This window comes from Affinirhizobium helianthi (assembly GCF_042680945.1).
GTDB lineage: Bacteria > Pseudomonadota > Alphaproteobacteria > Rhizobiales > Rhizobiaceae > Neorhizobium > Neorhizobium helianthi.
Window position 1 is genome coordinate 316,383 of the sequence record NZ_JBHUEQ010000003.1, and the last position, 26,168, is coordinate 342,550.

Sequence of the window (26,168 nt, forward strand, 5' to 3'; positions counted from 1 at the left end):
ATGACAAATCTCTTGCTTTACACAAATCCGATGTCTCGCGGCCGCATCGTTCGCTGGATGTTGGAGGAGATGCAGGTGCCGTACGAGGTGCGGGTGCTGCCCTACGGAACATCCATGAAAACACCGGAGTTTTTGGCTCTTAACCCGATGGGTAAGGTGCCTGTTTTGCAGCATGGTGATGCCATCGTCACGGAATGCGCAGCCATCTGCGCCTATCTGGCAGATGCGTTTCCGGATTGTAAGCTTGCGCCGCCTTTGTCTGAGAGGGCGGATTACTATCGCTGGTTCTTCTTTGCGGCAGGGCCTTTGGAGGCTGCTGTGACTGATCGCAGCCTTTCTGTCATCATACCGCCGGACAAGCAGGGCACTGTCGGCTATGGCAGCTATGAGTTGACGCTGAACGCGCTGGAAACAGCCTTGTCGAAATCTGCCTATATTGCCGGTCCAGAGTTCACCGCGGCGGATGTCTATGTCGGTTCCCACCTGATGTGGGGCATACAATTCGGATCTATCGAAGCTCGCCCGGCGTTTAAAGCCTATATTGCACGCCTTGCTCAGCGGCCCGCACATCTTCGTGCCTCCGAGCTCGACGATGCGCTGATGGCTGAAAAAGCCTGATGCCTTCCTGACGCGGCCTGTGCGGGTGCTATCAGCTTTTGATATTGGTAGCACTTGCCAGCCGTGGTAATGACGCGCCATGACACATAGCACACTTTCTCCCGTTCATATCGTCGGCGGTGGCTTGGCTGGCTCCGAGGCGTCCTGGCAACTCGCACAGGCTGGCGTGCCTGTCATTCTCCATGAAATGCGCGGCGTGCGTGGCACCGATGCGCACAAGACGGATGGGCTGGCGGAGCTCGTATGCTCCAATTCCTTCCGTTCAGACGATGCGACCGCAAATGCAGTTGGTGTTATCCACGCAGAAATGCGCCTTGCTGGTTCGCTGATCATGGCCTGTGCCGACAAGCATCAGGTGCCGGCGGGCGGTGCTCTGGCTGTGGACCGCGACGGCTTCTCCGATGCCGTGACGCGCGCTCTGCATGAGCACCCGCTTATCACAGTGGTGCGTGAAGAAGTACAAGGCTTGCCGCCTGCGGAATGGGGCTTGACGATCTTCGCGACTGGACCGCTGACCTCACCCTCGCTTGCAGCGGCAATACAGGCGGAGACAGGCAAGGACGCCTTGGCCTTCTTCGACGCCATTGCGCCCATCGTGCACCGGGATTCCATCGATATGGATATTTGCTGGTACCAATCGCGATATGACAAGGTTGGTCCGGGCGGTACTGGCAAGGACTACATCAACTGCCCGCTGGACAAGCAGCAATATGATGCATTCGTCGACGCCTTGATCGCTGGCGATACGGTCGGCTTCAAGGAGTGGGAGGGGACGCCCTATTTCGACGGGTGCCTGCCCATTGAAGTGATGGCCGAGCGCGGGCGCGAAACCTTGCGGCACGGCCCGATGAAGCCGATGGGACTGACCAATGCGCACAATCCGACGGTGAAGGCCTATGCCGTTGTACAGTTGCGGCAGGATAATGCGCTTGGCACGTTGTATAATATGGTCGGATTTCAGACGAAGCTGAAATATGGCGCGCAGGCGGAGATCTTCCGAATGATTCCGGGGCTGCAGAATGCGGAATTCGCGCGTCTCGGCGGCCTGCATCGCAACACCTATATCCACTCTCCCACCTTGCTCGACCACACGCTGCGCCTGAAAAGCAGGCCGACGCTGCGCTTTGCGGGGCAGATAACCGGCTGTGAGGGCTATGTGGAGAGCGCTGCCATCGGTCTTCTGGCTGGACGTTTTGCCGCGGCCGAGCGAAAGGGATCGGAAATCGTACCACCACCGGCCACGACAGCGCTGGGTTCGCTTCTGAACCACATTACGGGTGGGCACATCGTATCGGAAGATGAACCTGGCAAACGTTCGTTTCAGCCGATGAACATCAATTTCGGCCTCTTTCCCGAGCTGCAACCGGGTTCGATTGTGAAGCCTGAGGGCGTCAAGCGATTCCGCGGCAAGGACAAGACCGTGATGAAGCGCCAACTGATGGCGCGTCGCGCCTTGCGCGATTGCGCCAATTGGCTTGGTGTTGCTTCACCCGTTTCAGAGGCTGGACCCGTCGAGCCCATCAGCGCCGTCGGCGTTTGACATGGCTCTGCCAGGAGCAACGAGGTTACCAAGCAGCCAGAGGGAGACCTCTGCTGCATCCTCCACGCTTGAGAAGATGAAGGTTCCATTCTGCGTTGGCGCATCGAGGAACTGAACATTGAAGCCCCGGCCCGTTGGCAGGGGCTCGACCCGCACCCGTCCGGGTTCAATCAGATGGCAGGCATAATGCGACTTGTGGCTTCGCATGATGCCTGCCTTGTTATCATGCAGGCGGACGAACACAGCATTGCCATCGACGGTTTCATGCAGGCTGCGGATTGCCTCATTGGGAAAGGCGCGACCGAACTCGATGATGGCGAGACCCGGATCGTGGCGATTGCTCTCCTCCTGCAGCCTTGCCATTCGCGTGGCGTAGAACGCAATCAGTGCAACCACACCGAAGATAATGAACCAGGTCAGCATATCTTAAAGGCTTTCTCAGCAGGACGAGATAGCGGGAGACTAGGTTATCTAGCTTGTGCGAATGTGGTGAAACGACACTGTTTCTCGTCTTCAGATTTTCCGCAAGAGAAGGCACTTCAGCATGGCGATCTGCCGCCTCCACTGAGGCAACTGTACCGGCTGATCGAGGAGTGTCGCCCCTTCCCGGGAAGCCATGTTCAAGATTGCTTCCACATTGGCCACCGGAAGAAAAGCGCTGATGACGCTGCCGGGGATCGGGGCTGCCTTTCTGGCGCGGCCGAGGTGATCCATACCCAAGGCACACATAGCCTCAATGGCGCGGTCGCAACTGGTTCTTGGCTCGCAGGCAAGGAAGGTGTCTCTGTCCAGGCCGGTCGCAGCCAGAATGTCCTGCGGAATGTAAAGCTGGCCCCGGCGTCGATGAAACGGCAGCAAGAGCAGGCTGCCGGCAATCGCTTGCGCCACTCCCGCGTGACCCGCAACCTCTGTGACGGAACGAGCGGCGTCATGATCGAGAATCATGGCAGCCATTTGCAGGATGGCCGATGCTGTTTCCCCCGCATAGCCTTCCAGCGCTGATCGATCCGGCATGGGATCGTCGTAAAGATCGAAAGTACGGGCTTCGAGCATATCCAGCAGAAACTGTTTAGGCAGTTGGAAATGCTCGATTGTTTCAAGCAGGCAGCGGGCAATCGGGTTTCCGCCAGCATCGCCCTGGGCCTGCCCCTCCAGAAGATCGCGCCACCATTGCAGCCGGATCTCGCCAGCCAGCGGCTGGTGCGTTACCTCGCGGATGCGCGCGATTTCTGCATTGAAAGCGTAAAGTGCTGCCAGATGACCGCGCTTTTCAGCGGGAGACAGAAGGCACGCGAGATAGCGATCGCGATCCGTATCGCGCAGCGTGGCGAGGCAGATATCCCACTGGTCGCTTGTCTTGGCGGCCACACATAATCTCCGAATACAGGCTCAGATGGCAATGAGCGCAGCGGCGACTGGCCGCGCTTCACCCAGCATGATGTTGTAAGTCCGCACGGCTGCGCCAGTTCCCATGGGATCGGAAGATATTCCGCGTGCGCGCAGAGCTGCTTTCAGCGGGGCTGGAATGGGACGAATATCCTTGCCCATGCCGATCAGCAGAAACTCGAAAGTACCTGCCTCTTCCAAAACGCGAGAGAAGGCCTCGATGGAGAGAGGATCGCCTTCCGCCATATCCCACCCGTGAATGCCTGATGGCAGACACAGGAGGGATCCGCGATGTGACATATCGGCAAAGCGAAACCCGCCATTGCCATAGGCATCGATAGGAGCGCGCCCGGGAAAATGGGCGTCGCGAATTTCCGGACCGCGCGCCACCGTTATACGCTCGCCTTGCTATTGGGCAGGCTCTCGTTCTTCTTCGACTTTTCCGATTCATCGCCCTTGTTGAAAGCATCCGGGCGAAGACGGAAGGCGATGAGGATCGGTGCGGCAATGTAGATGGACGAGAATGTGCCAACAGCAACGCCGAACAGCATGGCAAAGGTGAAGGACCGGATGACCTCTCCGCCGAAAAGGTAAAGGGCGGATAGGGCAATCGACGTCGTCAGTCCCGTCAGCACGGTACGCGACAGCGTCTGGTTGATCGATATGTCGATCAGCTCTGCCAGCGGCATCTTTTTGTACCGCCGCAGGTTTTCGCGCATGCGGTCATAGACGACAACCGTATCGTTCAGCGAATAGCCGACAATCGTCAGAATGGCCGCGATACTCGTCAGATTAAACTCGATCCCCGTCAACACAAACAGACCGATTGTAAGGATGACGTCGTGCATGGTGGCGACGATGGCGCCGACCGCAAACTGCCATTCGAACCGGAACCAGATGTAGATCAGAATGAACAACAGTGCGACGCCAACGCCAAGCGTGGCCGTGTAGGAAAGCTCGCTTGAGACGGCAGGCCCGACCACTTCGACGCGGCGGAATTCGTAATCGTTGCCGAGTTCGTTGCGGATCCGTTCAAGCGCACTCTGTTCGGCATTGTCGCCGCCTTCCTGCGCCTGCACACGGACGAGCACATCCTGGGCGCCGCCAAAGCCCTGAGCCTGAACATCGCCGAGGTTCAGACCGTCCAGCCGGGCGCGAATATCGCCAATATCGGCATCGCCCTGCTTGGCCTTCAATTCGATGATCGAGCCGCCGCGGAAATCGATGCCGAGGTTCATGCCAGCGGTCGCGAACGATACGAGCGATGCAACCGAAAGAGCCGCCGCCGCCGCAAATGTGTAGCGACGGATGGACATGAAGGGCAGGCCGCGACCGTCGAAAATGCCGGTGCGAATGCCCTTTGGCAGAGCCTTTGGCTTCGAGCGCTTGATCCAGAGGGAGAACATCCAGTTCGTAAAGGTAAAGGCTGTAAACACGGTGGTGACGATACCGACAGCCAGAGTGACAGCAAAGCCACGTACCGGGCCTGAACCGAGATAGAAGAGCACGACGGCTGCAATCAAGGTGGTCAGGTTTGCGTCAATAATGGTCGCAAAGGCCCGCTGGAAGCCGCTTGCAATGGACGGCACAACGGCGCGACCGCTCTTCACTTCCTCACGGATGCGTTCGTAGATAAGCACGTTGGAGTCGACCGCCATACCCATCGTCAACACGATACCCGCAATGCCGGGGAGGGTCAGCGTGGAACCGATCACGCTCAGAACCGCCAGGATCATGACAATGTTTACGGCCAGAGCGACATTGGCGAGGACGCCAAAGAAGCCGTAAAAGGCAAGCATGAAGCCCGCAACGGAAAGGGCGCCGATGATGCTGGCGACGACGCCCGCGCGGATGGAGTCCGCACCAAGGCCCGGACCGACCGTCCGCTCCTCAACCACCGTCAGCGTGGCAGGCAGCGCGCCGGCACGCAGAAGAACCGCGAGATCGTTCGCGCCCTGAACGGTGAAATTGCCGGAAATCTGGCCGGAACCACCGATGATGGGCTCACGGATAACCGGGGCGGAGATGACCTGATCATCGAGAATAATTGCGAAAGGACGCCCGACATTCTGCTGGGTTGCCTGTGCAAAACGTTGCGCACCGCGGGAGTCGAAGCGGAAGGTAACAACAGGCTCGTTATTCTGCTGGTTGAAGCTTGCCTGTGCATCCACCAGATTTTCGCCGGACACCAGAGCGCGGCGTTCAACCAGATAGGGAACGGCCGGATCGTCGGTCGAATACATGATCTCCGAGTTTGCGGGCGGACGGCCATTCAAGGCTTCCTGCACCGGCATGCTGGTATCGACCATGTGGAAGGAGAGCTTTGCCGTCTGGTTCAACAGGGCCTTGAGGCGCTGAGGATCCTGCAAACCCGGCACCTGCACGATAATGCGATCTGTGCCCTGGCGCTGGATGAGCGGCTCTGTCGTACCCAGTTCATCGACACGGCGGCGAACGACTTCGATCGATTGGGTCAGGGCAGAGGAGAGGCGGTAATCAATACCGGAATCCGTCAGTTCAAGGCGCAGGAGGCCCGATCCGTCATCCTGCAGGGAGACTTCGGTGACAGTTGCCCCGAATGTGCCTGCCGAGACGGGTGTCAGCAGCGGCTGCAGGGCATCCTTTGCCGCCTGAAGCTGCGCGACATCGGTGATTCGCACCTGGATCTGCTGGCCTGTTCCGTTAAGGCCGGTATAGCGAATATTCGCTTCACGCAGAACATTGCGGATGTCGCCAACGACGGTTTCAAGACGTTCTTTTACAATGTCGGCACGCTCGATCTTGAGCATGATATGAGAGCCACCCTGCAGGTCGAGACCCAGGGTGACCTTCTTGGTCGGGAACCAGGACGGGAGCTTTGCCAATTGCTCGTTACTGAACAGGTTGGGCGCTGCTATCAGCAAGCTGACGGCAATAACGAACCATATGAAAACGGTCTTCCAGCGGGAGAAGTATAGCATTGAGCTCTCGATATTCTGGCGTCAGGAAGCAGCGCCGCGGCTTGCGGCGCCTGCTTCCGATTTGGGACTAGTATCAGGCAGCCTCGGTCTTGACCGGCTCGCCCTTGACGCGGACTTCCGCGATATAGGTGCGCAGAACCCGCACCTTCACGCCTTCGGCAATTTCGACTTCCAGCTCGTTGTCATCGACAACCTTGGTCACCTTGCCGGAAATGCCACCGCCCAGGATGACCTGATCGCCGCGGCGGATGTTAGAAAGCGTTTCCTGACGCTTCTTCATCTGTGCGCGCTGCGGGCGGATAAGGAAGAAATACCAAACCACCATAAGCGGCGCGAAGAGGAAAAGCATCTCAAGGCCAGAGCCAAATGCGGATGCGCCGGGCGCAGCACCTTGGGCTTGGGCGAATGCTTCAGTGATGAACATCGAAAACTCCCAGAATTGCGGAAACGAGGCACCCCGTTACGAGCCGCCGGACTATAGTTACCCTCTAACCAAAAGCAACCGACCAGCAGCCACGGAGTACTGAATTCAGGGCTATTACCCTTTCGGACACCAAAACGCCATGCTACCCCGCCTGCAAAACAAGCGTTTGACCGGGAAATTCCGGCCTGGAGGATCAAATGTCCGTGGATAATGCCGCTCTTTTGCTCGCCGAGATCACCCGACTGGCCAATGCACTGGAAAGGCTGGCGGGTCCGGCACCGGCTGTGAATGACTGGAATGCCGCCGATTGCTTTGTCTGGGTGCCTGCCAATCAATATCTTCATCCGGTGGCAAGGCCGAACCGCGTGGCGCTCAAGCTGATCCGCGGCGTCGATCATGTGCGAGACATTCTGCATGAGAACACGCTGAGATTTGCCCAAGGCTTTCCGGCCAACAATGTTTTGCTGTGGGGCGCGCGGGGCATGGGCAAGTCCTCTCTGGTCAAGGCCGTCCATGCGGATATCCGCCTGGCGCACGATCAGCTGAAGCTCGTGGAGGTTCACCGCGAAGACATCGCTTCTCTGCCTGCACTGCTTGATATTCTCAAATCATCCGGCCATCGCGTCATCGTCTTCTGCGATGACCTGTCTTTTGATCATGACGATACAGCCTATAAATCGCTGAAGGCTGCGCTTGACGGGGGTATCGAGGGCCGTCCGGACAATGTGCTTTTTTACGCAACGTCCAACAGACGCCACCTTCTCCCGCGCCACATGATGGAAAACGAGCAGTCCACGGCGATCAATCCTTCAGAAGCGGTGGAAGAAAAGGTTTCGTTGTCGGATCGGTTCGGGCTGTGGCTCGGCTTCCACAAATGCAATCAGGACGACTATCTGGCAATGATTGACGCCTATGCGGATCATTTCAAACTTGAGCTTCCCCGCGCGCAGCTGCACGCCGAGGCTTTGGAATGGGCCACCACGCGTGGCGGCCGGTCCGGTCGTGTGTCCTGGCAATATATTCAGGACCTTGCTGGCCGGCTTCGACTGCCGCTTCCCCTCGAATGAGCCGAAAGCCGGGGAGGGACGCCTTCTCCGGGAAAAACTGGCTAAAGACTGCCGCGCAAAGCTGGTGCTTTTGCGCGGCAGCGGGTGTGATCACCGAAGCTGAAAGCTTGCGGGATGTCTTGATCAGGCCGGGCGCACCAGTATGTGCTTTTTCTTGCCCAGAGACAGTTTGATGACGCCGTCACCGGTGATCTCGGACGTGCCGATCATCTTGCGTTCATCCGAGATGGCGACATCGTTAATGCGCACGGCACCGCCCTGGACATGGCGGCGCGCTTCGCCGTTGGACGCAGCCAGGCCAGCCCGAACCACGAGGGAAAGCAGGCCGAGACCGGCTTCAAGTTCGGCCTGCGGGACTTCGATGGCGGGGAGCGTATCTGCCAGTGCGCCTTCCTCGAAGGTCTTGCGGGCGGTTTCAGCAGCCTGTTCCGCCGCTTCCCGCCCATGCAGGATGGCGGTCACTTCCGTTGCGAGAATCTTCTTCGCCTCGTTGATTTCCGATCCGCCAAGAGCGGCCAGGCGTGCGATTTCCTCCATCGGCAGCGTGGTGAAAAGCTTCAGGAAGCGATGAACGTCAGCGTCTTCCGTGTTGCGCCAGTACTGCCAGAAATCGTAGACCGGCATCAATTCAGCATTCAGCCAGACCGCGCCGGAAGCGGACTTGCCCATCTTCGCGCCGGAAGAGGTGGTCAGCAATGGTGAGGTAAGGGCGTAGAGCTGCGGTGTGCCCATGCGGTGGCCAAGGTCGATACCATTGACAATGTTGCCCCACTGGTCGGAACCGCCCATTTGCAAGCGGCACTCGTAGCGGCGTGACAGCTCGACAAAGTCGTATGCCTGCAGAATCATGTAGTTGAATTCGAGAAAGGACAGCGACTGTTCGCGATCCAAACGTGTTTTCACACTGTCGAAGGAGAGCATGCGATTGACCGAAAAATGACGGCCCACGTCACGCAGAAATTCAAGATAGTTCAACGGGCGCAGCCATTCCGCATTGTTGATCATCAGGGCCGCATTTCCGGGACGATCATAATCGAGGTAGTTGGAGAAGCAGCGCTTGATGGAGGCGATGTTCTCCTCGATCATGTCAATCGTCATCAGCTTGCGCGCTTCCTCCTTGAAGGAGGGATCGCCGACCATGCCGGTTCCGCCGCCCATCAGGGAGATCGGACGGTGGCCGGTTTCCTGAAACCAGTGCAGCATCATAATCTGCGTCAAATGCCCGACATGCAGACTGGACGCCGTCGGATCATAACCGATATAGGCCGTCACCTTCTCCTTGGTCAGCAGTTCATCCAGGCCGGTCTCATCTGAGACCTGGTGAATGAAGCCGCGTTCGTCGAGCGTGCGGAGGAAATCGGACTTGAACCTGGACATGATAGAACTCTAGCAGGAGGGTGGTTGGAATTGATCAAGGGGGCCTCTAACACTGTTTTTGTGGAGAATCACTCCAAAAAAGCGATTGCGATACAGGGTCGCTTTGTCATCTGCAGGTAAGGGTTGGTTATTAAGTTGGCTCTACCATATCATTGCCCGATAAACTGGGCTCAAGAGGCTTATAAGCGTGTTCAACGGCGCTAGTGTTTATCTGATCGGCAACTTCATCATTGCAATTGCGTTTGCCAGCGTCTTTTTTGCTGTGGCGCCGCGCAGCCGTTCACGTGATGCTGCACGCTGGATTGGTTTTGGTTTTGCCGTTGCATCGCTGTCTGCTCCGGCAGAATTGTGGGTGGCCTACGGCGCCTTGGTTCAGCTTTCAGCGGTTCTCGCATTTGCGACAGCTCTTGGCGGTCTGCTTTTAATCTCGGTCGGCACTGCTGCTCTGTATGGTGCCAGAATGCCCTGGGTGATTCTGGGCGCGTTTTATATGTTGAGCGTTTTGCTGAACGCCCTCTTTTACGATGTGCCGTCTAATTCTCCTGTCCATTCGGTCAGCTATCAGTTTCCATTCGCGATCGCCTGCTTTGCATGCATGGCCGCTGTCGCGCGCTCAATGCGCCGCGCCCCTATCGATCGTATGCTTCTGATTGTCCTTCTGTTCACTGGCGCTCATTTTGTGCTCAAGGCTTATCTCGCGGTTGCCGTTGGTGCGGGGCAGTCCGCTACCGATTACCTCGGCACAAGTTACGCCGTTATCTCCCAGAGTTTGACAGCCGTGCTTGTGGTGATGACCGGTCTCACCTTGCTGGCTGTCCTGGTACTGCAGATCATGGCGGACGAGCGTACGAATTCCGAAGTCGATTCCCTCAGCTCTTTGCTCAACAGGCGAGGCTTTGAGAACAAAGTGCAGGATGCCTTGCGAAGGTCACCCATTGGTCCTCATTCTGTTATTCTTTGCGATCTGGATCATTTCAAGCGGGTCAACGATACCCACGGACATTACTCCGGCGATTCCGTTATCCGCACCTTTGGGAAGTTGCTGAAAGCGAGCGCACCTGCCGAAGCGGTGACGGGACGTCTGGGCGGCGAGGAATTCTGCATTCTTTTGCCGCAGACCTCTCTGGATGCTGCGATGATGCTGGCGCAAGCCATACGCGGTGCCATGGAGGTGCAAACGATTCCAGGACTTCCCACGGGGTTTCGAGCCACAGCCAGTTTCGGCGTGTCTGTTTTTGATGAGCCCCAGCAATTGGTAAGCGCAACACGTATGGCGGACGCGGCACTTTACGATGCCAAGGCAGCCGGTCGTAACTGCGTGCGCTACCGTTCCGGTCCCGTTTTTGTTCCAAAAATCGTTGGTTAGTGCGGGTTGATGAAAAGCGCGTTGGCGTTTCTGCGTCCGGCCCCGTTACAATTTGACGAAGCGCTTTGGACGTAAAACGAAAGAAGGCCCCGAAGGGCCTTCATAAAACCGGGTCGTGCTGATTAGCGAATGCGCTTGGCGGCGGGTTCAGGAACGAGTTCGCCGTTGAGGCGACGATCCAGATAATCCTCGCATTCACCCATCAGTGCTTCAACCTTGTTGTTGAAGAAGTGGTTCGCGCCTTCAACGGTGCGGTGGGTGATAAGAATTCCCTTCTGCGTCTTCAGCTTCTCAACGAGGCTGTTGACATCCTTTTCAGGTGCCACCTTGTCCGCGTCGCCATTGATGATCAGACCGGAAGAGGGGCAGGGCGCCAGGAACGAAAAGTCGTAGATGTTCGGCTGCGGCGCGATGGACATGAAGCCCTCAATTTCCGGCCGGCGCATGAGAAGCTGCATGCCGATCCACGCGCCGAAAGAATAGCCGGCCACCCAGCAGCTTTTCGAATCGGGATGCAGGCTCTGCACCCAATCCAGCGCGGAAGCAGCATCGGAAAGCTCGCCAGCGCCGTGATCGAACTCACCCTGGCTGCGTCCGATACCTCGGAAATTGAAGCGCAGCGTCGTGAAGCCTCGCTTCTGGAACATGTAAAAGAGCTGATAGACAATCTGGTTGTTCATCGTGCCGCCGAACTGAGGGTGCGGGTGCAGGATGATGGCAATCGGGGCGCTCTTTTCCTTGGAGGGCTGGTAGCGCCCTTCGAGGCGGCCCGCAGGGCCGTTGAAAATGACTTCAGGCATCGGTACTCCGGTCAGCTTTGGATGTTTCTAACGTTTCCTGATGGCTTGACTTGACGGAGCCAGTCATCTTTTCTAGAAACAGTTTAGAACCATTCGAAAGTTGGGCTGCTACAAAGCGCCGCCCAGTTGGTCGTCTCATAAGGCATGCAAGGCGAAAATTTCAAGGAAAATGCGTCGCCCTGCATCAACTAGACAGTAAACCGGAAGAGGCAATGGCGACGGAGAGAGCATATCTGGATTGGAACGCCACTGCGCCGCTTTCCGAAGCGGCTCGTTCAGCCATGCTTTCGGCCTACGATCTGCCAGGCAATGCGTCCTCCGTTCATGCCGAGGGGCGTGCTGCCCGCGCGGCACTGGGCAAAGCCCGCCAGCAGATTGCAGCGCTGGCAGGGGCAGAGCCCCAGCACGTGACATTGACCAGTGGCGCCACCGAAGCGGCAAATCTGGTGCTGACACCAGACTTCAAGATGGGGCGATCTCCGCTCCGATTTGGGAAATTGTACGTCTCCTCCATCGAACATCCGGCCGTGCGTGAAGGCGGTCGATTCTCGTCGGGTCAGATTGCGGAAATTCCCGTGATGCCGTCCGGCGTTGTCGATCTTTCCGCGTTGGAGCGTCTGCTGGCCGAACATGACGGTGCCGCAGGCTTGCCGATGGTGGCGGTCATGCTGGTGAATAACGAAACAGGCGTTATTCAGCCCATCGCCGAAGTCGCCAAGCTGGTTCGTGGCCAAGGCGGATTGCTGGTGGTGGACGCGGTGCAGGCGGCGGGCCGTCTGCCTCTGGATATTGCCAGGCTTGATGCCGATTTCATTATTATTTCCTCTCACAAGATCGGTGGGCCCAAAGGCGTCGGCGCACTTATCGCTCGCGGTGAAGTGATGATGCCGCATGCTCTTATTCGTGGCGGCGGGCAGGAAAAGGGGCATCGCTCGGGAACTGAAAACTTTCCTGGCATCGTTGGATTTGGTGCGGCTGCGGACGAGGCGCTCCATGACCTTTCTGCGCGCAACCAGAGGATCGCCGCTTTGAGAGATGAGCTTGAGACGGGCATGTTTGAGGCTGCGCCTGACGTCATTATTCATGGCCGGAATGTCGATCGTGTTGCGAACACCTGCTTCTTTACGCTTCCCGGTTTGAAGTCTGAAACGGGACAGATCGCCTTCGATCTCGAAGGTGTTGCCCTGTCCGCAGGGTCGGCCTGCTCGTCCGGCAAGGTTGGACAGAGCCATGTGCTGGCGGCAATGGGCTGCGATCCGGACATGGGGGCTTTGCGCATCTCGCTGGGGCCCACATCGCAGGCGGGAGATATCGAGAAGGCATTATCTGCTTTTCGAAGGATTGCAATGAGACGAAAAACGGCGGGTGCCGCTGCGTAAAAAGAGACGAATTGCAGAAACGCAAAAATAGACTTGCCAAATGGTGTGAAAATCGCCTTCTGGCCCCTACATAAAGGCGGATCCCCGCCGAAGTATGACAACCTGCCGGACCCTTGATTCCGGCGAGATTGGAGAATGAGTATGGCTGCCGTGCAGGAAACGATCGATCAGGTCCGCCAGATCGATGTTGACCAGTACAAGTATGGCTTCGAAACGGTTATCGAAGTCGACAAGGCTCCTAAGGGCCTTTCCGAAGAGATCATTCACTTCATCTCGGCAAAAAAAGAAGAGCCGGAATGGATGCTCGAATGGCGTCTTGAGGCCTATCGCCGCTGGTTGACGATGGAAGAGCCCACCTGGGCGCGCGTTGATTATCCCAAGATCGATTTCAACGATCTCTATTACTACGCGGCGCCAAAGACGACGTCTGGCCCCAAATCGCTGGACGAAGTCGATCCCGAGCTGCTGAAGGTTTACGAGAAGCTTGGTATTCCGCTGAAAGAGCAGGAAATCCTCGCCGGTGTCGAAAAGCCGCGCGTGGCTGTGGATGCCGTCTTCGATTCCGTATCGGTTGTGACAACCTTCAAGAAGGAACTTGCCAAGGCCGGCGTGATCTTCATGTCGATCTCGGAAGCCGTTCGCGAGCATCCGGAACTGGTGAAGAAGTATCTCGGTTCCGTGGTTCCCACCTCCGATAATTACTATGCAACGCTTAATTCGGCCGTGTTTACAGACGGCTCTTTTGTCTATGTGCCGAAGGGCGTGCGTTGCCCGATGGAACTTTCCACCTACTTCCGCATCAACGAAAAGAATACGGGTCAGTTCGAGCGCACGCTGATCATCGCGGATGAGGGTGCCTACGTGTCCTATCTCGAAGGCTGCACGGCACCACAGCGCGATGAGAACCAGCTTCATGCGGCTGTGGTTGAGCTTGTGGCTCTGGATGATGCCGAAATTAAATATTCCACCGTCCAGAACTGGTATCCGGGTGACAAGGAAGGCAAGGGCGGCATCTACAACTTCGTGACCAAGCGTGGCGATTGCCGTGGTGACCGTTCGAAGATTTCGTGGACGCAGGTTGAGACCGGGTCTGCCATTACCTGGAAGTATCCAAGCTGCATTCTGCGCGGTGATGATAGCCGTGGCGAGTTCTACTCGATTGCTGTTTCCAACGGTCACCAGCAGATCGATTCCGGCACGAAGATGATCCACCTCGGCAAAAACACGTCGAGCCGTATCATCTCCAAGGGCATCGCGGCGGGCGTTTCGCAAAACACCTATCGCGGTCAGGTCTCCGCCCATCGCAAGGCTTCCAATGCCCGCAACTTCACCCAGTGCGACTCGCTGCTGATCGGTGACAGATGTGGCGCGCATACCGTGCCCTACATTGAGGCGAAGAATTCTTCCGCACAGTTCGAGCACGAAGCCACGACCTCGAAGATCTCCGAGGACCAGCTGTTCTACTGCCTGCAGCGCGGCATTCCCGAAGAGGCGGCAATCGCCCTCATCGTGAACGGCTTCGTCAAGGAAGTCATTCAGGAGCTGCCTATGGAATTCGCGGTTGAAGCGCAGAAGCTCATCGGCATCTCACTTGAAGGCAGCGTGGGCTGATCGCAGCCCATTCTGACTCTGCTTTACCCATTGCGCTTTGCGCCATTCTCTTTGTCCGGAAGGATAGACATATGCTTGAAATCAAGAACCTGCACGCCCGCATCGCCGAGGACGGTACCGAAATCATCCGTGGCTTGAACCTCACCGTAAAGGCTGGTGAAGTGGCTGCCATCATGGGCCCGAATGGCTCTGGCAAGTCCACGCTCTCCTACATCCTGTCTGGCCGCGAAGATTACGAAGTGACCGAAGGCGAGATCCTTTATAACGGCGAGAACATTCTGGAACTGGATCCGGCTGAGCGTGCGGCCAAGGGCATTTTCCTTGCTTTCCAGTATCCGGTGGAAATCCCCGGCGTTGCTACCATGCAGTTCCTGAAGGTGGCGATGAATGAACAGCGCAAGGCGCGCGGTGAAGACGAGCTCTCCACGCCGGATTTCATGCGCCGCGTGAAGGAAGCCGCTGCCGAGTTGAAGATCAACCCGGACATGCTGAAGCGCCCGCTGAACGTCGGTTTCTCCGGCGGTGAAAAGAAGCGCGCGGAAATCCTTCAGATGGCACTTCTGGAGCCAAAGCTTTGCGTTCTTGATGAGACGGATTCCGGTCTCGACATCGACGCCCTCAAGATCGTGGCCGATGGTGTGAATGCACTGAAGTCGCCGGATCGTGCAGTGATCGTGATCACCCACTATCAGCGCCTGCTCGATTACATCGTGCCGGACACGGTTCACGTTCTCTACAAGGGCCAAATCATCCGCACTGGCGACAAGGATCTGGCGCTGGAACTGGAAGCCAATGGTTACGCCGATATCATCGGCGCAGCAGCCTGAGGCGAGGGCGAAAGGATGACTGCCATGAACATGCAGACTCAGAGCCGTCTCACCGCGGCGGAATCTGCGTTGGTTGAAAGCTACAATGCCCAGATAGGCGATTTGCCGGGTAATGGGGCTGTTATCAGCGCGCGTGACCGTCTTGTGGATGATCTCAAGACGAACGGCTTGCCCACTCGCCGCGTGGAGGCCTGGCACTATACCGACCTGAAATCGCTCGTTCGCTCCATTCCGGCGAATGCACCGGCTGCCTCCACCCGCAATCCTTCCGCGCTTGTGGAAGGTGCTGCAGTTCTGGTGACGCGCCAGGGTGAGGCAGATGCAAAGGCTTCCGTTGAAGGCGTGCTGATCTCCTCTTTCGCAGATATGCTGCGCGAAGGAACGGCTGCTCCCGGTCTCTCGATCAGCGACGCGGACGATACCGTTGGCAAGATCAACGGTAGCTTTGTGCGCGATGGCTACGTGCTTGAGTTTCCGGCTGGCGTCGAAATCGAGCATCCGATTGAAGTCCAGGCGCTGCACGGCGCAGGTCAGGCTCATACCCGCTTTCCCGTCAGCTTCGGTGCTGGCTCGAAGGCGACTGTCATCGAGCGGCATCTGCAGACCACGGACGGTCAGGCTTTCGTGTCCTCCATCAGCGATATATCGCTGGACGACGGCGCAGAAGTCACGTGGATCGTTCTGCAGGAGCAGGGCGAAAACGATACCCATCTCGGTCAGGTGCGCCTGCGCATCGGCGATAACGCCAAGCTTCGCCTCTTCGTCATCAATGCTGGTGGCAAGTTGGTACGCCAGGAGTTGCGGGTAGACGTGGCAGGCGAGGGCGCCGACCTCACGCTTCGCGGCGTCAATCTTCTGGGCGGCGACACCCATACGGACGTGACACTGGTTCTCGGCCATAATGTGCCGAACACAACCTCGACGGAAATTTTCCGCAACGTTGTGTTCGATCGCGCCCGTGGCGTTTTCCAGGGCATGATCAAGGTGGCGATTGACGCGCAGAAGACCGACGCCCGTATGGCATGCAACACGCTGCTGATGTCTGATGACGCAGAGTTTGCCGCCAAGCCTGAACTGGAAATCTTTGCCGACGACGTGCAGTGCGGCCATGGTGCGACGGTTGCCGATATCGACGACAACCATCTCTACTACCTGATGGCGCGCGGCATTCCGCGCAACAGGGCACGCGCCATGCTGGTGAATGCTTTTGTGGCGGAAATCGTCGAGGAGCTGGAAGAGGAAGCGCTGGTTGAGGCTCTTGAAGAGATCATCAGCAGCTGGCTTGAAAAGCATGCCTGATTAAACAGAGGGCGGCGAGACGCTTGCCGCCCCTGTTACACTTTTTGTTCGCTGAACATGTGAGATGGCCATCATGACCTATGATGTCGAAGCGATCCGTCGCGATTTTCCGATCCTCTCCACCATGGTCCATGGCAAGCCTCTGGTCTATCTGGATAATGGCGCATCCGCCCAGAAGCCCCAGTCGGTTATCGATGCGATTGCTCATGCTTATTCACATGAATATGCAAATGTCCACAGGGGCTTGCATTATCTTTCTAATGCAGCAACTGAAGCTTACGAGGCTGCGCGGGAGAAAGTGCGCCGGTTCCTGAATGCCGCGTCGGTTGACAACATCGTATTCACGAAGAACTCCACCGAAGCAATCAATACGGTTGCCTATGGCTGGGCGATGCCGCATCTGAAGGAGGGCGACGAGATTGTCCTCACCATTCTGGAGCATCACTCGAACATCGTTCCCTGGCATTTCCTGCGTGAGCGCCAGGGCGTGAAACTGGTATGGGTGCCTGTCGATGACGACGGGGCATTTCATCTCGAAGACTTCGAGAAGTGCCTGACGGAAAAGACACGGCTGATTGCAGTCACCCATATGTCCAACGCGTTGGGAACAGTGGTGCCAGTGAAGGATGTCTGCCGTCTGGCGCGTGAGCGGGGCATTCCGGTTCTGGTGGATGGAAGCCAGGGCGCAGTCCATATGCCGGTCGATGTGCGCGACATTGACTGCGACTGGTATGTAATGACCGGCCACAAGCTGTATGGTCCCTCCGGTATCGGCGTGCTTTACGGCAAGCAGGAGCGTCTGCTGGAGATGCGACCCTTCCAGGGCGGCGGTGAAATGATCGTTGATGTGGCGGAAGATTTCGTCACCTACAACGATCCGCCCCATCGGTTTGAAGCGGGAACGCCTCCCATCGTCCAGGCCATTGGCCTTGGCTATGCGCTGGATTACATGGAGAAGGTCGGCCGCGAAGCGATTACTGCCCATGAGGCTGATCTGACGGCCTATGCCAATGAGCGGTTGCGTGCCATCAACTCGCTACGCATCATCGGCAACGCAGCGGGCAAGGGCTCGATATTCTCCTTCGAACTGGCGGGTATTCACGCGCATGATGTTTCCATGGTCATTGACCGGAAGGGCGTTGCCGTTCGCGCCGGTACACATTGTGCCATGCCGCTCTTGAAACGGTTCGGTGTAACTTCCACTTGCCGTGCATCATTCGCGATGTACAACACGCGCGCCGAGGTGGATGCGCTGGCTGATGCGCTCGACTATGCGCGAAACTTCTTTGCCTGAGGACGAAACAATGTCGACCGAAGAAACCATTCCAAAGTGGGATGCCCGAGAAGGCATCATCCAATCCGCCATTCCTCCCGAGGAACTGGCGCGTCTTTCCGATGACATCGTGTCCGCGTTGAAAACCGTCTATGACCCGGAAATTCCGGCGGATATCTTCGAGCTCGGACTGATCTACAAGATCGACATCGAGGATGACCGGCTGGTCAAGATCGTCATGACATTGACTGCACCCGGTTGCCCGGTTGCCGGCGAAATGCCGGGCTGGGTGGAGAATGCGGTTGGTGCAGTGGAAGGCGTTTCCGGCGTCGAAGTGGAAATGACATTCGATCCGCCGTGGACGCCAGAGCGCATGTCCGAAGAGGCGCAAGTCGCGGTTGGTTGGTATTGAGCAAGGGCCGGTTGATCCGGCCTTTGTCGTCGCTTACATTATAAGCCGTAACCACTGGACCTTGAATCCGGTTGGGTAAAGGAGAATGAGCCGATGGGCTTTGCAATCATGACCATGACCGATGCCGCCGCAAACCGCGTGAAGGCAATCGTGGAAAATTCCGGTCCCGATGCCAAGGGCATACGCGTTGGTATCAAGAAGGGCGGTTGCGCCGGGATGGAATACACCGTCGATCTGGTAACCGAGCCGAACGCCAAGGATGACCTTGTCGAGCATCAGGGCGCCAGAGTGTGGGTGGAGCCATCTGCAGTTCTTTACCTGCTCGGCACGCAAATGGATTTTGAGGTGACGAAGATGCGCTCTGGCTTCACCTTCAACAATCCCAACCAGACCTCGGCTTGCGGCTGCGGCGAATCTGTCGAATTGAAGCCAGCTGATCTTGCGGCACTGGCCAAGGAGCGTGCGGCTGAAAATCAGACCGCCTGATTAAATCAGATCACCAAGCTGATTGAGAAGCTGCTCTGTTGCCTGAGCGGCTTCATTTGCATTGCGTTGCTGCATGGCGCGGATGACGCCGAGATGCAGCTCCGCCGATTTCTGCAAGCCTTCTATGGTTGACGTGGAAAACCAGAGGCGCCGCGCATGCGTTTGAAGCGGTGCCAGAGAACTCGTCAGGAACTGGTTGGGACAGGCTTCTTCGACAATTTCGTCGAACCGTTTATCCGCCGCCAGGAATGCCAGAATGTCGGTTCTGGCCGCGGCCGTTCCCATTTCGGCCGCGCACTGGATCAGGCGCTCGCGCTGACAGTCATCCGCATGGGTGGCAACAAGAGAGGCTGCCAGCGGTTCGAGGCGCCGCCGCACAGCCATGATATCGCGATAATCGCGGGCATCGATCTCCGAAATCAGCAAACCCACCCTTGGACGAACGGCGAGAAGCCCCTGCCACTCAAGGCGCTGAATCGCTTCGCGTACGGGGGTTCGGCCATGCCCCGAGAGGTCTATCAACTGCCTCTCTGTGACCAGTGATCCCGGAGAAAGCTTCAAGGTCACGATGAGTTCTTCCAGGCTTCGATAGGCCTGACGGCTAAGGGATTCTGGAGAGTCCGTTCGTGTCGTCATCTGATCCATCATGGCGAGATAACACAGGCAAAGTGATAACCTCAATCGGCCCGATCAAGTGGTCGTTATATCTAATCGATTTTAGCCTATTCGTGACGGAGGGCCTCGATCGGGTTCAGTTGCGCAGCCCGTCGCGCCGGGAAATAGCCAAAGACCATGCCGATCAGAGCAGAGAATGCAAATGCCACGCTAATGATGGCGGGACTTGCGACAAACGGCACCTGCAGCAGATTCACTGCGAGATAAGCGAGCCCCAGGCCGGTAATGATGCCGGTTACGCCGCCGAAGACAGACAGCATGACGGCCTCCACGAGGAATTGCATGAGCACCTGTTTCTCCAGCGCGCCAATGGCAAGACGAATACCGATTTCGCGTGTGCGCTCGGTAACCGAAACCAGCATGATGTTCATGATGCCAATGCCGCCAACCAGAAGGCTGACCGCCGCCACCGCACCGAGAAGGCCGGTCAGGAGCGTGGTTGTTCCGGTCATTGCCGAGGCGATCTGGGTCATGTCGTTGACGGTAAAGTCGTCGTTGCGACCGAGGGCAATTCTGCGCCGCTCCCGAAGAAGGGCTTCGACATCGGCCTGAACTCTGGCTGTCGAGGCTCCGTCCATGGCGGAGAGCGTTATGTTCGATATGGTCGTTGTGCCGCCGAGACGGCGCTGATGCAGCTTGAGGGGCATGATGACCGTATCGTCCTGATCGTCGCCCATGCCGGATTGGCCCTTGGTTGCGAGGACGCCGACAATCGGACAGGCAATATTGCCCACCCGGATTGTCAGGCCAACAGGATCTGCCGTGCCGAAGAGTTCACGCCGAACCGTTTGGCCGATCAGGCAGGCGGCCTGACCCCGTTCCTCGGCGGGAAGAAAGCTTCTGCCGAGTGCCAGCGTCCAATCCTGTGCAATGAGATAGTCATTATTGGTGCCGATGACGCTGGTGGAACGGTTCTGGCCACCTGCAATCACTGTCGCAGTGCTGCGATTGATGGGGGCAACGGCTCGCAGCCCACTGATCTGATCCCGGATGGCTGCGACATCCGCATCCGTAAACCTTTTGGCCTCGGCGCTTGCACGTCCCGGTCCCCATTGTCCTGGGCGAATGAACAGGGTGTTGGTGCCAAGGCGGGTCAGTTCCTGCCGCACCTGCGCCGTTGTGCCATTGCCGATAGTGACCATGGCGATAACCGCGGCAACGCCAATGACCACCCCCAGAACGGTGAGAAACGAGCGCAACATGTTGCGGCTGATGGCGCGCCAGGCGAGCTTCATGGTTTCAAGCCACATGCCCATCTCCTTCAGCGTCGGTATCGGAATCGGAGGCCAGCTTGCCATCGACAAAACGCAGAAGGCGTCTGGCATGGGCCGCGATGTCTTCTTCATGCGTGACCATGATAACCGTGATCCCGCGCTCCTTGTTCAGCCGCGTGATAAGATCCATGATCTCGATACTTGTGCGGGTATCGAGATTTCCTGTCGGTTCATCGGCAAGAAGCACTGCCGGATCTGTGACGATCGCGCGGGCGATGGCCACTCTTTGCTGTTGCCCGCCTGACAGTTCCTGTGTCGTATGGCTTTCGCGTCCCTTGAGGCCAACCTGTTCCAGTGCCGCCAGAGCCTTTTGCCGGCGCTCGCGCGCCTCCATGCCGCGATAGACCAGCGGCAATTCAACATTTTCGACTGCGGATGTGCGAGCCAGCAGGTTGAACCCCTGGAAAACGAAGCCCAGCATGTGGCGGCGCAGCAGCGTATATTGCTCGCGGCTGAAATTGGCGGTGGATATGCCCTGAAAGAGATATTCCCCGCCGCTTGGCACATCAAGGCAACCGAGGATGTTCATGGCCGTGGATTTGCCAGAGCCGGACGGTCCCATGATTGCGACGAAATCGCCCGCGGCAATGGTAAGGTTCACGTCGTCGAGCGCTTTGATTGCCGCTTCGCCACGACCGTAAACCTTGTAGATGTGCCTGAATTCGATCAGCGCTGGCTGCATTCGCTTCGTGCCTTTACCTGCCGCGCGCCGTCGCGGAGGTTACCAATTGATCGCCTTCCTTCAGCTCTCCCGATTTTACAATGGTGAACTGGCCATCGGTTGCGCCTGTTTGAATGGAGATGGGTTGGGGCTGCCCCTGCCGCAGCACCCAGACCGTGCGACCTTGCCGATTGCCGCCTTCCGATGTCTGGCCGGAGCGGTTTCTTGCCCCGGGCGGGCGCGGCCCACCGAACAATCTGGAAAGAACGCTGCCTCCCGTTTGTGCGGCTGCGGCGGGAGGGGTGAAGCGGAGGGCCGCATTGGGGACCAGCAAGGCATCCTTGACGGACTGAACTGTGACATCCGCTGTGGCCGTCATGCCCGGCCGCAGCAACAAATCATTGTTCTCGACAGTCAAAATGGCTTTGTAGGTTACGACATTCGACACGGTTTCCGAGGCGAAGCGTACTGCTTCAATCTTCGCCGGGAAGGTTCGATCCGGATAGGCGTCGACAGCAAAGCTGGCCATTTGGCCTTCGCTCACCTGGCCCACATCGGCTTCGTCTACTGAAACCTGCAGCTCCATTTGCCTCAGGTCGCCTGCTATCGTGAAAAGGACAGGCGCGGACAGGGAAGATGCAACCGTCTGGCCCGGATCGACGTCGCGGGTCAGAACGACGCCATTGATGGGGGATACGATTTTTGCCTTGGAAAGATTGACCTCTGCAAGCCGCAAATCGGCTTCGGCGGAAAGGACCGTGCTCTCGTTGATCTGCTTTGTGGCCAGGGCCGAATCATAGGCAAACTGTGCCGTATCCAGCTCCTGCTGGCTGGAGATACGGTTTGTAACCAGCGATTTCAGCCGTTCAAGCTGCGTTCTCGCAGAATTGAGCTCTGCTTCCGCCTTGCTGACATTGGCCTTGGCCGATGCCAGTTTTGCCCGCGCACTTTGCACATCGGCCTGCAGCTTGTTTGTGTCCAGTTCGGCCAAAACATCGCCAGCCTTGACCGGGCTGTTGTAAGTGACATTGACCTTTCGCACCGTGCCGGACAGCTCACTGGAGATGTCGACCTGATCCGTGGGCTGCACGGATCCCGTCGCAGTCACAATCACCGCAAGATCGCCTCGCTTCGCCTCCTGTGTGGCGTAGCTGTAGGCCGGCTGTGCTGCGTTCCACTGCATATAGGCAAAAAAGCCTGCGGCCGCAGCCGCCACCAGCAGGGCAGGGAGTATGAAGCGTCTGATACCCTTCCTCTTTCCGCGTTGTCGCTCTGCGAGAATGGCGGCGAGATTGGGCGCTCCGTCCTGAGGCCCTTCCGTCGGGGATGAATGATTCTTCTGCGCATCCATTTTTCAAACACCGCTGCATGGCTCAAAATCCATGCTCAAATAGTCAACTTTGCCGCGAGATGCCACGAAACCGAACCGACACCAAGTGAATTATCAGTAAGCATTGATAATTACGAACAATTGGCGGGATGCGATTGATCCTGCGCAGGTGAAATTCTAGGGTTCTCTTATGTTCATCAGTGACAAAAGAGGACAATCGTGAAGGTGCACAAGTTCATCACTTCAATCGTGCTGGCCGCAGTTTTGGCATCGCCAGCGCGTGCCGAAGACCTGGTTTTCATGCTGACGAACAATACCAACTCAACCCTCGAACGCTTCTATACATCGCCCGTAGGCGTTGACGATTGGGAAGAGGATGTTTTCGGCAATGATGTTCTTGAGCCCGGAGAAAGCATTCGCATCACTATTCGCGATGGTCGCAGCGTGTGCCGCTACGATATGCGCTTTGAATTCACCAAAGACTCCGAGCTTGAGAATACCGAGGATACGCAGGACCTTTGCGAACTCGGTTCATACGAGTTGCACCAGTAAGCGGAGTAACGCGCTCCAGCCTTATCGTGGCGCAGCAGTTCACACAGAGGACTGGGGTTTAACGCCCAGCTCTATAAAGCGTCCGTCGTTGAATTCTTCTATAGGGCGAACCCATAAAGCCCCATCATCAACGCTCCGGTAGAGTGCAACGTCCCGCATATCGACTGAGGCACCGACCGCTGGCGCTTCAGTTCGATCTCCAGATGGCTCGAGCCATGTCTCGGTCTGAATCTTGCCGACGCCCATCAGAACATAGTCCGAGCCGCGCTTCTTGTGCCGGTGCGTGGCCATTCCAGCCTGTGCAGCAATGGCAGCGGTAAGTGCTTGCCGCATCAATTCCAATTGGCGCGTCTTCGCAATGGCAGCGAAACTCTCATCGAGATGCGAGAGCGTTTGCGCTGCAGCTTCAACCATCTCATCACTGACTTGCATTCGAAAACCCCCTCATGCGCGCTATCCGAGCTTGAGGGCTGTGAAAGCGCAAACAGGCCTGCCGTGGTTGACGTTACGTCCGGCTCATTCCCTGATTTCGATTCCGGCCTCGTGGGCCGCCGCAATGAAGGCCATGCGTGCGGCCTCTGGAGACTTCTTTCCTTTCAAAGCCGCCTCGAAGATCAGCAGGGCTTTGTCGAGCTCTTCGCCTTCTTCCAATGGCCAGTCATCAATCAGGGCCCAGGATGCTTCCTGCAAGGTCTTGATGGTCCGGAATTGCCCCGGCCCATCCAGCGCCAGTGAGACGCCCTTCGTCCATTCTTTGTTCACGTCAGCCTCCGCATCGTCTGTTGCGGACCCATAGCTGGAATGACGGTCCAAAGCGAGAAGGGAATGCACTCTTCTTTGGGTCAGTGCCAGCACGTTCACAGCGGGGTTTCCCGTTGCTTTTTCTCGATGGCATCGAGAACCTCTTCCGGAGCGATGGTCTGCTGCAACTCGTGGATTTCCTGATCTTCGTGCAGCGGAATTTCCAGTTTTTCCGCGATGGCGGAAGCAAGGCTCAGAAGCTTGGTTATTTCCTGTTCCGCCATCAGTGAAATCTGAAGGTTCAGATCTGCACGCTTGTCGTCCGCCTCCGCCATACGATTCTGGCTGATGAGAACGAATGTGGATATGAAAATCGCCTCCACGGAGGCGACCATAGCCAGAATGACAAGAGATGGATCAAACTTTGGGATCAAGGGGAGAACCCCGAGATTGACGAGGATCCAAAGGCCGAAAATGACCGCATGAATGCCGACAAACAGCATGGATCCGGCAAAGCGCGTAATCGCATCTGCCGCACGATCCTTTGCGGGCGCGCCGCGCGATTCTTCATTGCGCCGCTCGATCAGAGCCTTGATGTTGCGTTCCAGCCGAGTGGCGGAACGATCCCCTTCTGGGGTGATGTCAGCTTGCATGTCAATGCCCTGTTGCAACTCCGAGCATGGCCGATCCAAACAAGATCACCTGAAATGCTCTCTCTGTTCGCTCATGACGCTGTCTGGAGGCAAAGCCGCTGAGGCAGTTGTTCCCGGACGAGCGCTAGCTGATCGAAACTGGGCTGGGCTTCTTCCGTTCCTTAAACCGAGATCTGCGCGCCGCCTGCATGGCAGGGAACTCTCAATGCTGTGGCTTGTTCAGGGGCAGGCAATACGACAGGAGGAAAGATTGGTCGTCCAGATTGCTTTGCCCGACGATGCGATGGTGCCGCATGAACAGTTGTCTCGGGAGTTTTTCGCGATTGCCCCGGACATAGCCTATTTGAGAACGGTGCTGGTGAATGTTGTTTTCATTGGAGCGCCGGGTGCTGGCGACCGGAACTGGGTTCTTGTCGATACCGGCGTTTTCGGTTCCCATGATAGCATTGTCCGTGCCGCAGCTTCGCGGTTCGGGGAGGGGGCACGTCCCGCCGCGATTATTCAGACTCATGGACATTTCGACCATGTTGGAAGCCTTGAAACGCTGGCCGGAGAATGGGATGCACCTGTCTATGCTCACAGCGAAGAACTGCCGTTTCTATCCGGGCAGGAAAGTTATGCGCCGCCAGATACGGCAGCCGATGGCGGCATTATTCCAAAACTCTCCGGCCTGTTTCCGCGTTCGCCGGTGAATGTGGCGGAACGCTTGCGGGCCCTTCCCCCTGATCGGCGCGTGCCGCCTTTGCTGGGATGGGAGTGGATACACACGCCGGGTCACAGTCCGGGGCATATCTCGCTATGGCGCGAGGTTGATCGAACCCTTGTTGTGGGGGACGCCTTCATAACCACGGGCCAGGAATCGGCTTATGAAGTTGCGGCGCAAACACTCGAAATGCACGGCCCTCCAAGATATTTCACGTCCGACTGGATTGCTGCCGGAACCTCAGTGACCAATCTCGCAGCACTTGAACCAAAGCTTGCAATCACAGGCCATGGGCGCGCTGTGGGCGGACCGAGATCCATCGAGGCTTTGCGTCAGCTGGCGGATGGCTTCATGCAGATAGCGCCTCCCGCTCACTTGGCTAGTTGATGAGGGCCATAAGAGTGTGTCGATGATTGAAGGCTGCTGTAGCCATCAATCATCGACGCTGTTCGATCGCGTATCGCAAATTTGCAAATACGCTCTTCAAACTTGAAGTCTTTGTTTCCGCTGAAGTCGTTCTCGCAAAACCGCGGCACGTTTTTGCGCGACATGCATTAAACGCCGTCTCTCCACCGGAAATAGGCAATGCTTCCCACGCCAAATGCGGCGGCCAGAACCAGGCCGGATATGATCATTCGTGTCTCCTCCACGTGACAAATTGAGTCTCGCCACGCTCCTCATCGCGACGAAGTGTCACAGCAACACAGACTTCCCCATTTGACAAGCGACATCATCAACGATCAATAAAAGTGAG

At 57.3% G+C, this 26,168-nt stretch carries 27 protein-coding genes; 13 read left to right on the forward strand and 14 right to left on the reverse strand.

Going from position 1 to position 26,168, the window contains the following annotated elements; translation table 11 throughout:
• Together ACFSE1_RS02075 and trmFO are read left to right on the forward strand one after the other, a co-directional pair.
• A complete protein-coding gene (locus ACFSE1_RS02075) occupies positions 1 to 618 on the forward strand; it encodes a glutathione S-transferase family protein (RefSeq protein ID WP_377395819.1) in 618 nt (205 codons plus the stop codon).
• Between the two features lie 79 nt (positions 619 to 697).
• On the forward strand, positions 698 to 2,158 hold the full coding sequence (trmFO, locus tag ACFSE1_RS02080) for a methylenetetrahydrofolate--tRNA-(uracil(54)-C(5))-methyltransferase (FADH(2)-oxidizing) TrmFO (protein WP_377395823.1): 1,461 nt from the start codon (positions 698 to 700) through the stop codon (positions 2,156 to 2,158).
• On the opposite strand, the gene ACFSE1_RS02085 is transcribed toward trmFO, so the two are convergent.
• The 5 genes from ACFSE1_RS02085 to yajC all read right to left on the reverse strand — a co-directional run bounded on the left by ACFSE1_RS02085 (position 2,114) and on the right by yajC (position 6,928).
• Positions 2,114 to 2,581, reverse strand: a complete 468-nt coding sequence (locus ACFSE1_RS02085) for a hypothetical protein (protein ID WP_377395826.1) — start codon at positions 2,579 to 2,581, stop codon at positions 2,114 to 2,116. The two genes, trmFO and ACFSE1_RS02085, sit on opposite strands and share 45 nt — an antisense overlap.
• A 90-nt stretch (positions 2,582 to 2,671) precedes the next feature.
• Complete coding sequence (locus ACFSE1_RS02090; protein ID WP_377395829.1) at positions 2,672 to 3,526, reverse strand: phytoene/squalene synthase family protein; 855 nt, start codon at positions 3,524 to 3,526, stop codon at positions 2,672 to 2,674.
• A gap of 21 nt (positions 3,527 to 3,547) precedes the next feature.
• A complete protein-coding gene (locus tag ACFSE1_RS02095; RefSeq protein WP_377395832.1) occupies positions 3,548 to 3,934 on the reverse strand; it encodes an Mth938-like domain-containing protein in 387 nt (128 codons plus the stop codon).
• Between the two features lie 2 nt (positions 3,935 to 3,936).
• Positions 3,937 to 6,504, reverse strand: a complete 2,568-nt coding sequence (gene secDF / locus ACFSE1_RS02100) for a protein translocase subunit SecDF (RefSeq protein WP_377395835.1) — start codon at positions 6,502 to 6,504, stop codon at positions 3,937 to 3,939.
• A 73-nt stretch (positions 6,505 to 6,577) separates the two neighbouring features.
• Entirely contained in the window at positions 6,578 to 6,928 is a 351-nt protein-coding gene (gene yajC / locus ACFSE1_RS02105) for a preprotein translocase subunit YajC (RefSeq protein WP_377395838.1), read from the reverse strand.
• A gap of 197 nt (positions 6,929 to 7,125) precedes the next feature.
• Here yajC and ACFSE1_RS02110 point away from each other — a divergent pair, with 197 nt between their 5' ends.
• Entirely contained in the window at positions 7,126 to 7,995 is an 870-nt protein-coding gene (locus tag ACFSE1_RS02110) for an ATP-binding protein (RefSeq protein ID WP_377395841.1), read from the forward strand.
• A 123-nt stretch (positions 7,996 to 8,118) separates the two neighbouring features.
• Here the strand turns inward: ACFSE1_RS02110 and tyrS are convergent, their stop codons facing one another.
• Positions 8,119 to 9,372 (reverse strand): tyrosine--tRNA ligase, encoded by a 1,254-nt coding sequence (tyrS, locus tag ACFSE1_RS02115; RefSeq protein WP_377395845.1) that lies wholly within the window; start codon positions 9,370 to 9,372, stop codon positions 8,119 to 8,121.
• Positions 9,373 to 9,559: 187 nt separating this feature from the next.
• Here tyrS and ACFSE1_RS02120 point away from each other — a divergent pair, with 187 nt between their 5' ends.
• Positions 9,560 to 10,738 carry a GGDEF domain-containing protein gene (locus ACFSE1_RS02120; RefSeq protein ID WP_377395848.1) on the forward strand — a complete coding sequence of 393 codons (1,179 nt, stop codon included), beginning with the start codon at positions 9,560 to 9,562 and terminating at the stop codon, positions 10,736 to 10,738.
• 122 nt (positions 10,739 to 10,860) lie between these two features.
• Here ACFSE1_RS02120 and ACFSE1_RS02125 read toward each other — a convergent pair whose 3' ends face one another.
• Entirely contained in the window at positions 10,861 to 11,538 is a 678-nt protein-coding gene (locus tag ACFSE1_RS02125) for an alpha/beta hydrolase (RefSeq protein WP_377395851.1), read from the reverse strand.
• 212 nt (positions 11,539 to 11,750) lie between these two features.
• Between ACFSE1_RS02125 and ACFSE1_RS02130 the strand changes: the two genes are divergently transcribed.
• From ACFSE1_RS02130 to sufA, 7 genes are all read left to right on the forward strand, one after another.
• Positions 11,751 to 12,917 (forward strand): cysteine desulfurase family protein, encoded by a 1,167-nt coding sequence (locus ACFSE1_RS02130; RefSeq protein ID WP_377395854.1) that lies wholly within the window; start codon positions 11,751 to 11,753, stop codon positions 12,915 to 12,917.
• A 141-nt stretch (positions 12,918 to 13,058) separates the two neighbouring features.
• Positions 13,059 to 14,528: a Fe-S cluster assembly protein SufB gene (sufB, locus tag ACFSE1_RS02135; protein ID WP_377395857.1), complete on the forward strand. Its 1,470-nt coding sequence runs from the start codon at positions 13,059 to 13,061 to the stop codon at positions 14,526 to 14,528.
• 71 nt (positions 14,529 to 14,599) lie between these two features.
• Entirely contained in the window at positions 14,600 to 15,355 is a 756-nt protein-coding gene (gene sufC, locus ACFSE1_RS02140; protein WP_377395860.1) for a Fe-S cluster assembly ATPase SufC, read from the forward strand.
• Between the two features lie 24 nt (positions 15,356 to 15,379).
• Positions 15,380 to 16,654: a Fe-S cluster assembly protein SufD gene (gene sufD, locus ACFSE1_RS02145; RefSeq protein ID WP_377395862.1), complete on the forward strand. Its 1,275-nt coding sequence runs from the start codon at positions 15,380 to 15,382 to the stop codon at positions 16,652 to 16,654.
• Between the two features lie 64 nt (positions 16,655 to 16,718).
• On the forward strand, positions 16,719 to 17,948 hold the full coding sequence (locus tag ACFSE1_RS02150; RefSeq protein ID WP_377395865.1) for a cysteine desulfurase: 1,230 nt from the start codon (positions 16,719 to 16,721) through the stop codon (positions 17,946 to 17,948).
• A 10-nt stretch (positions 17,949 to 17,958) separates the two neighbouring features.
• Complete coding sequence (locus tag ACFSE1_RS02155) at positions 17,959 to 18,339, forward strand: SUF system Fe-S cluster assembly protein (protein WP_377395868.1); 381 nt, start codon at positions 17,959 to 17,961, stop codon at positions 18,337 to 18,339.
• A gap of 93 nt (positions 18,340 to 18,432) precedes the next feature.
• Positions 18,433 to 18,825 carry a Fe-S cluster assembly scaffold SufA gene (gene sufA, locus ACFSE1_RS02160; RefSeq protein ID WP_377395871.1) on the forward strand — a complete coding sequence of 131 codons (393 nt, stop codon included), beginning with the start codon at positions 18,433 to 18,435 and terminating at the stop codon, positions 18,823 to 18,825.
• Here sufA and ACFSE1_RS02165 read toward each other — a convergent pair whose 3' ends face one another.
• The 4 genes from ACFSE1_RS02165 to ACFSE1_RS02180 form a co-directional block, all read right to left on the reverse strand.
• Positions 18,826 to 19,461 carry a GntR family transcriptional regulator gene (locus tag ACFSE1_RS02165; RefSeq protein ID WP_377395873.1) on the reverse strand — a complete coding sequence of 212 codons (636 nt, stop codon included), beginning with the start codon at positions 19,459 to 19,461 and terminating at the stop codon, positions 18,826 to 18,828.
• Positions 19,462 to 19,547: 86 nt separating this feature from the next.
• Positions 19,548 to 20,750, reverse strand: a complete 1,203-nt coding sequence (locus ACFSE1_RS02170; protein ID WP_377395876.1) for an ABC transporter permease — start codon at positions 20,748 to 20,750, stop codon at positions 19,548 to 19,550.
• Positions 20,740 to 21,456, reverse strand: coding sequence for an ABC transporter ATP-binding protein (locus ACFSE1_RS02175; RefSeq protein ID WP_377395879.1), 717 nt, complete (start codon positions 21,454 to 21,456; stop codon positions 20,740 to 20,742). The genes ACFSE1_RS02170 and ACFSE1_RS02175 overlap by 11 nt, the downstream gene beginning before the upstream one ends.
• 13 nt (positions 21,457 to 21,469) lie before the next feature.
• Positions 21,470 to 22,786, reverse strand: a complete 1,317-nt coding sequence (locus ACFSE1_RS02180; RefSeq protein WP_377395882.1) for an efflux RND transporter periplasmic adaptor subunit — start codon at positions 22,784 to 22,786, stop codon at positions 21,470 to 21,472.
• 198 nt (positions 22,787 to 22,984) lie between these two features.
• Between ACFSE1_RS02180 and ACFSE1_RS02185 the strand changes: the two genes are divergently transcribed.
• Positions 22,985 to 23,317, forward strand: a complete 333-nt coding sequence (locus ACFSE1_RS02185) for a hypothetical protein (protein WP_377395885.1) — start codon at positions 22,985 to 22,987, stop codon at positions 23,315 to 23,317.
• A gap of 39 nt (positions 23,318 to 23,356) precedes the next feature.
• Here the strand turns inward: ACFSE1_RS02185 and ACFSE1_RS02190 are convergent, their stop codons facing one another.
• From ACFSE1_RS02190 to ACFSE1_RS02200, 3 genes are all read right to left on the reverse strand, one after another.
• Positions 23,357 to 23,749 (reverse strand): hypothetical protein, encoded by a 393-nt coding sequence (locus tag ACFSE1_RS02190; RefSeq protein ID WP_377395888.1) that lies wholly within the window; start codon positions 23,747 to 23,749, stop codon positions 23,357 to 23,359.
• An 84-nt stretch (positions 23,750 to 23,833) separates the two neighbouring features.
• Entirely contained in the window at positions 23,834 to 24,079 is a 246-nt protein-coding gene (locus ACFSE1_RS02195; protein ID WP_377395891.1) for a DUF982 domain-containing protein, read from the reverse strand.
• A 95-nt stretch (positions 24,080 to 24,174) separates the two neighbouring features.
• Positions 24,175 to 24,711, reverse strand: a complete 537-nt coding sequence (locus tag ACFSE1_RS02200) for a DUF1003 domain-containing protein (protein ID WP_377395894.1) — start codon at positions 24,709 to 24,711, stop codon at positions 24,175 to 24,177.
• A gap of 283 nt (positions 24,712 to 24,994) precedes the next feature.
• Between ACFSE1_RS02200 and ACFSE1_RS02205 the strand changes: the two genes are divergently transcribed.
• The gene (locus ACFSE1_RS02205) at positions 24,995 to 25,801 is read left to right on the forward strand and encodes an MBL fold metallo-hydrolase (RefSeq protein ID WP_377396567.1); all 807 of its coding nucleotides are present in this window, start codon (positions 24,995 to 24,997) and stop codon (positions 25,799 to 25,801) included.
• Positions 25,802 to 26,168 lie beyond the last annotated feature (367 nt).

What these genes read in the sequence shown, in the direction of transcription:
- trmFO (WP_377395823.1), top strand. Translation starts at nt 698, where the DNA reads ATGACACATAGCACACTTTCTCCCGTTCATATCGTCGGCGGTGGCTTG.
- ACFSE1_RS02200 (WP_377395894.1), bottom strand. Translation starts at nt 24,711, where the DNA reads ATGCAAGCTGACATCACCCCAGAAGGGGATCGTTCCGCCACTCGGCTG.
- ACFSE1_RS02110 (WP_377395841.1), top strand. Translation starts at nt 7,126, where the DNA reads ATGTCCGTGGATAATGCCGCTCTTTTGCTCGCCGAGATCACCCGACTG.
- ACFSE1_RS02085 (WP_377395826.1), bottom strand. Translation starts at nt 2,581, where the DNA reads ATGCTGACCTGGTTCATTATCTTCGGTGTGGTTGCACTGATTGCGTTC.
- sufD (WP_377395862.1), top strand. Translation starts at nt 15,380, where the DNA reads ATGAACATGCAGACTCAGAGCCGTCTCACCGCGGCGGAATCTGCGTTG.
- sufA (WP_377395871.1), top strand. Translation starts at nt 18,433, where the DNA reads ATGGGCTTTGCAATCATGACCATGACCGATGCCGCCGCAAACCGCGTG.
- ACFSE1_RS02075 (WP_377395819.1), top strand. Translation starts at nt 1, where the DNA reads ATGACAAATCTCTTGCTTTACACAAATCCGATGTCTCGCGGCCGCATC.
- ACFSE1_RS02205 (WP_377396567.1), top strand. Translation starts at nt 24,995, where the DNA reads ATGGTGCCGCATGAACAGTTGTCTCGGGAGTTTTTCGCGATTGCCCCG.
- ACFSE1_RS02170 (WP_377395876.1), bottom strand. Translation starts at nt 20,750, where the DNA reads ATGTGGCTTGAAACCATGAAGCTCGCCTGGCGCGCCATCAGCCGCAAC.
- ACFSE1_RS02175 (WP_377395879.1), bottom strand. Translation starts at nt 21,456, where the DNA reads ATGCAGCCAGCGCTGATCGAATTCAGGCACATCTACAAGGTTTACGGT.
- ACFSE1_RS02180 (WP_377395882.1), bottom strand. Translation starts at nt 22,786, where the DNA reads ATGGATGCGCAGAAGAATCATTCATCCCCGACGGAAGGGCCTCAGGAC.
- tyrS (WP_377395845.1), bottom strand. Translation starts at nt 9,372, where the DNA reads ATGTCCAGGTTCAAGTCCGATTTCCTCCGCACGCTCGACGAACGCGGC.
- sufB (WP_377395857.1), top strand. Translation starts at nt 13,059, where the DNA reads ATGGCTGCCGTGCAGGAAACGATCGATCAGGTCCGCCAGATCGATGTT.
- sufC (WP_377395860.1), top strand. Translation starts at nt 14,600, where the DNA reads ATGCTTGAAATCAAGAACCTGCACGCCCGCATCGCCGAGGACGGTACC.
- yajC (WP_377395838.1), bottom strand. Translation starts at nt 6,928, where the DNA reads ATGTTCATCACTGAAGCATTCGCCCAAGCCCAAGGTGCTGCGCCCGGC.
- ACFSE1_RS02190 (WP_377395888.1), bottom strand. Translation starts at nt 23,749, where the DNA reads ATGCAAGTCAGTGATGAGATGGTTGAAGCTGCAGCGCAAACGCTCTCG.
- ACFSE1_RS02130 (WP_377395854.1), top strand. Translation starts at nt 11,751, where the DNA reads ATGGCGACGGAGAGAGCATATCTGGATTGGAACGCCACTGCGCCGCTT.
- ACFSE1_RS02125 (WP_377395851.1), bottom strand. Translation starts at nt 11,538, where the DNA reads ATGCCTGAAGTCATTTTCAACGGCCCTGCGGGCCGCCTCGAAGGGCGC.
- ACFSE1_RS02165 (WP_377395873.1), bottom strand. Translation starts at nt 19,461, where the DNA reads ATGACGACACGAACGGACTCTCCAGAATCCCTTAGCCGTCAGGCCTAT.
- secDF (WP_377395835.1), bottom strand. Translation starts at nt 6,504, where the DNA reads ATGCTATACTTCTCCCGCTGGAAGACCGTTTTCATATGGTTCGTTATT.
- ACFSE1_RS02150 (WP_377395865.1), top strand. Translation starts at nt 16,719, where the DNA reads ATGGCCATCATGACCTATGATGTCGAAGCGATCCGTCGCGATTTTCCG.
- ACFSE1_RS02155 (WP_377395868.1), top strand. Translation starts at nt 17,959, where the DNA reads ATGTCGACCGAAGAAACCATTCCAAAGTGGGATGCCCGAGAAGGCATC.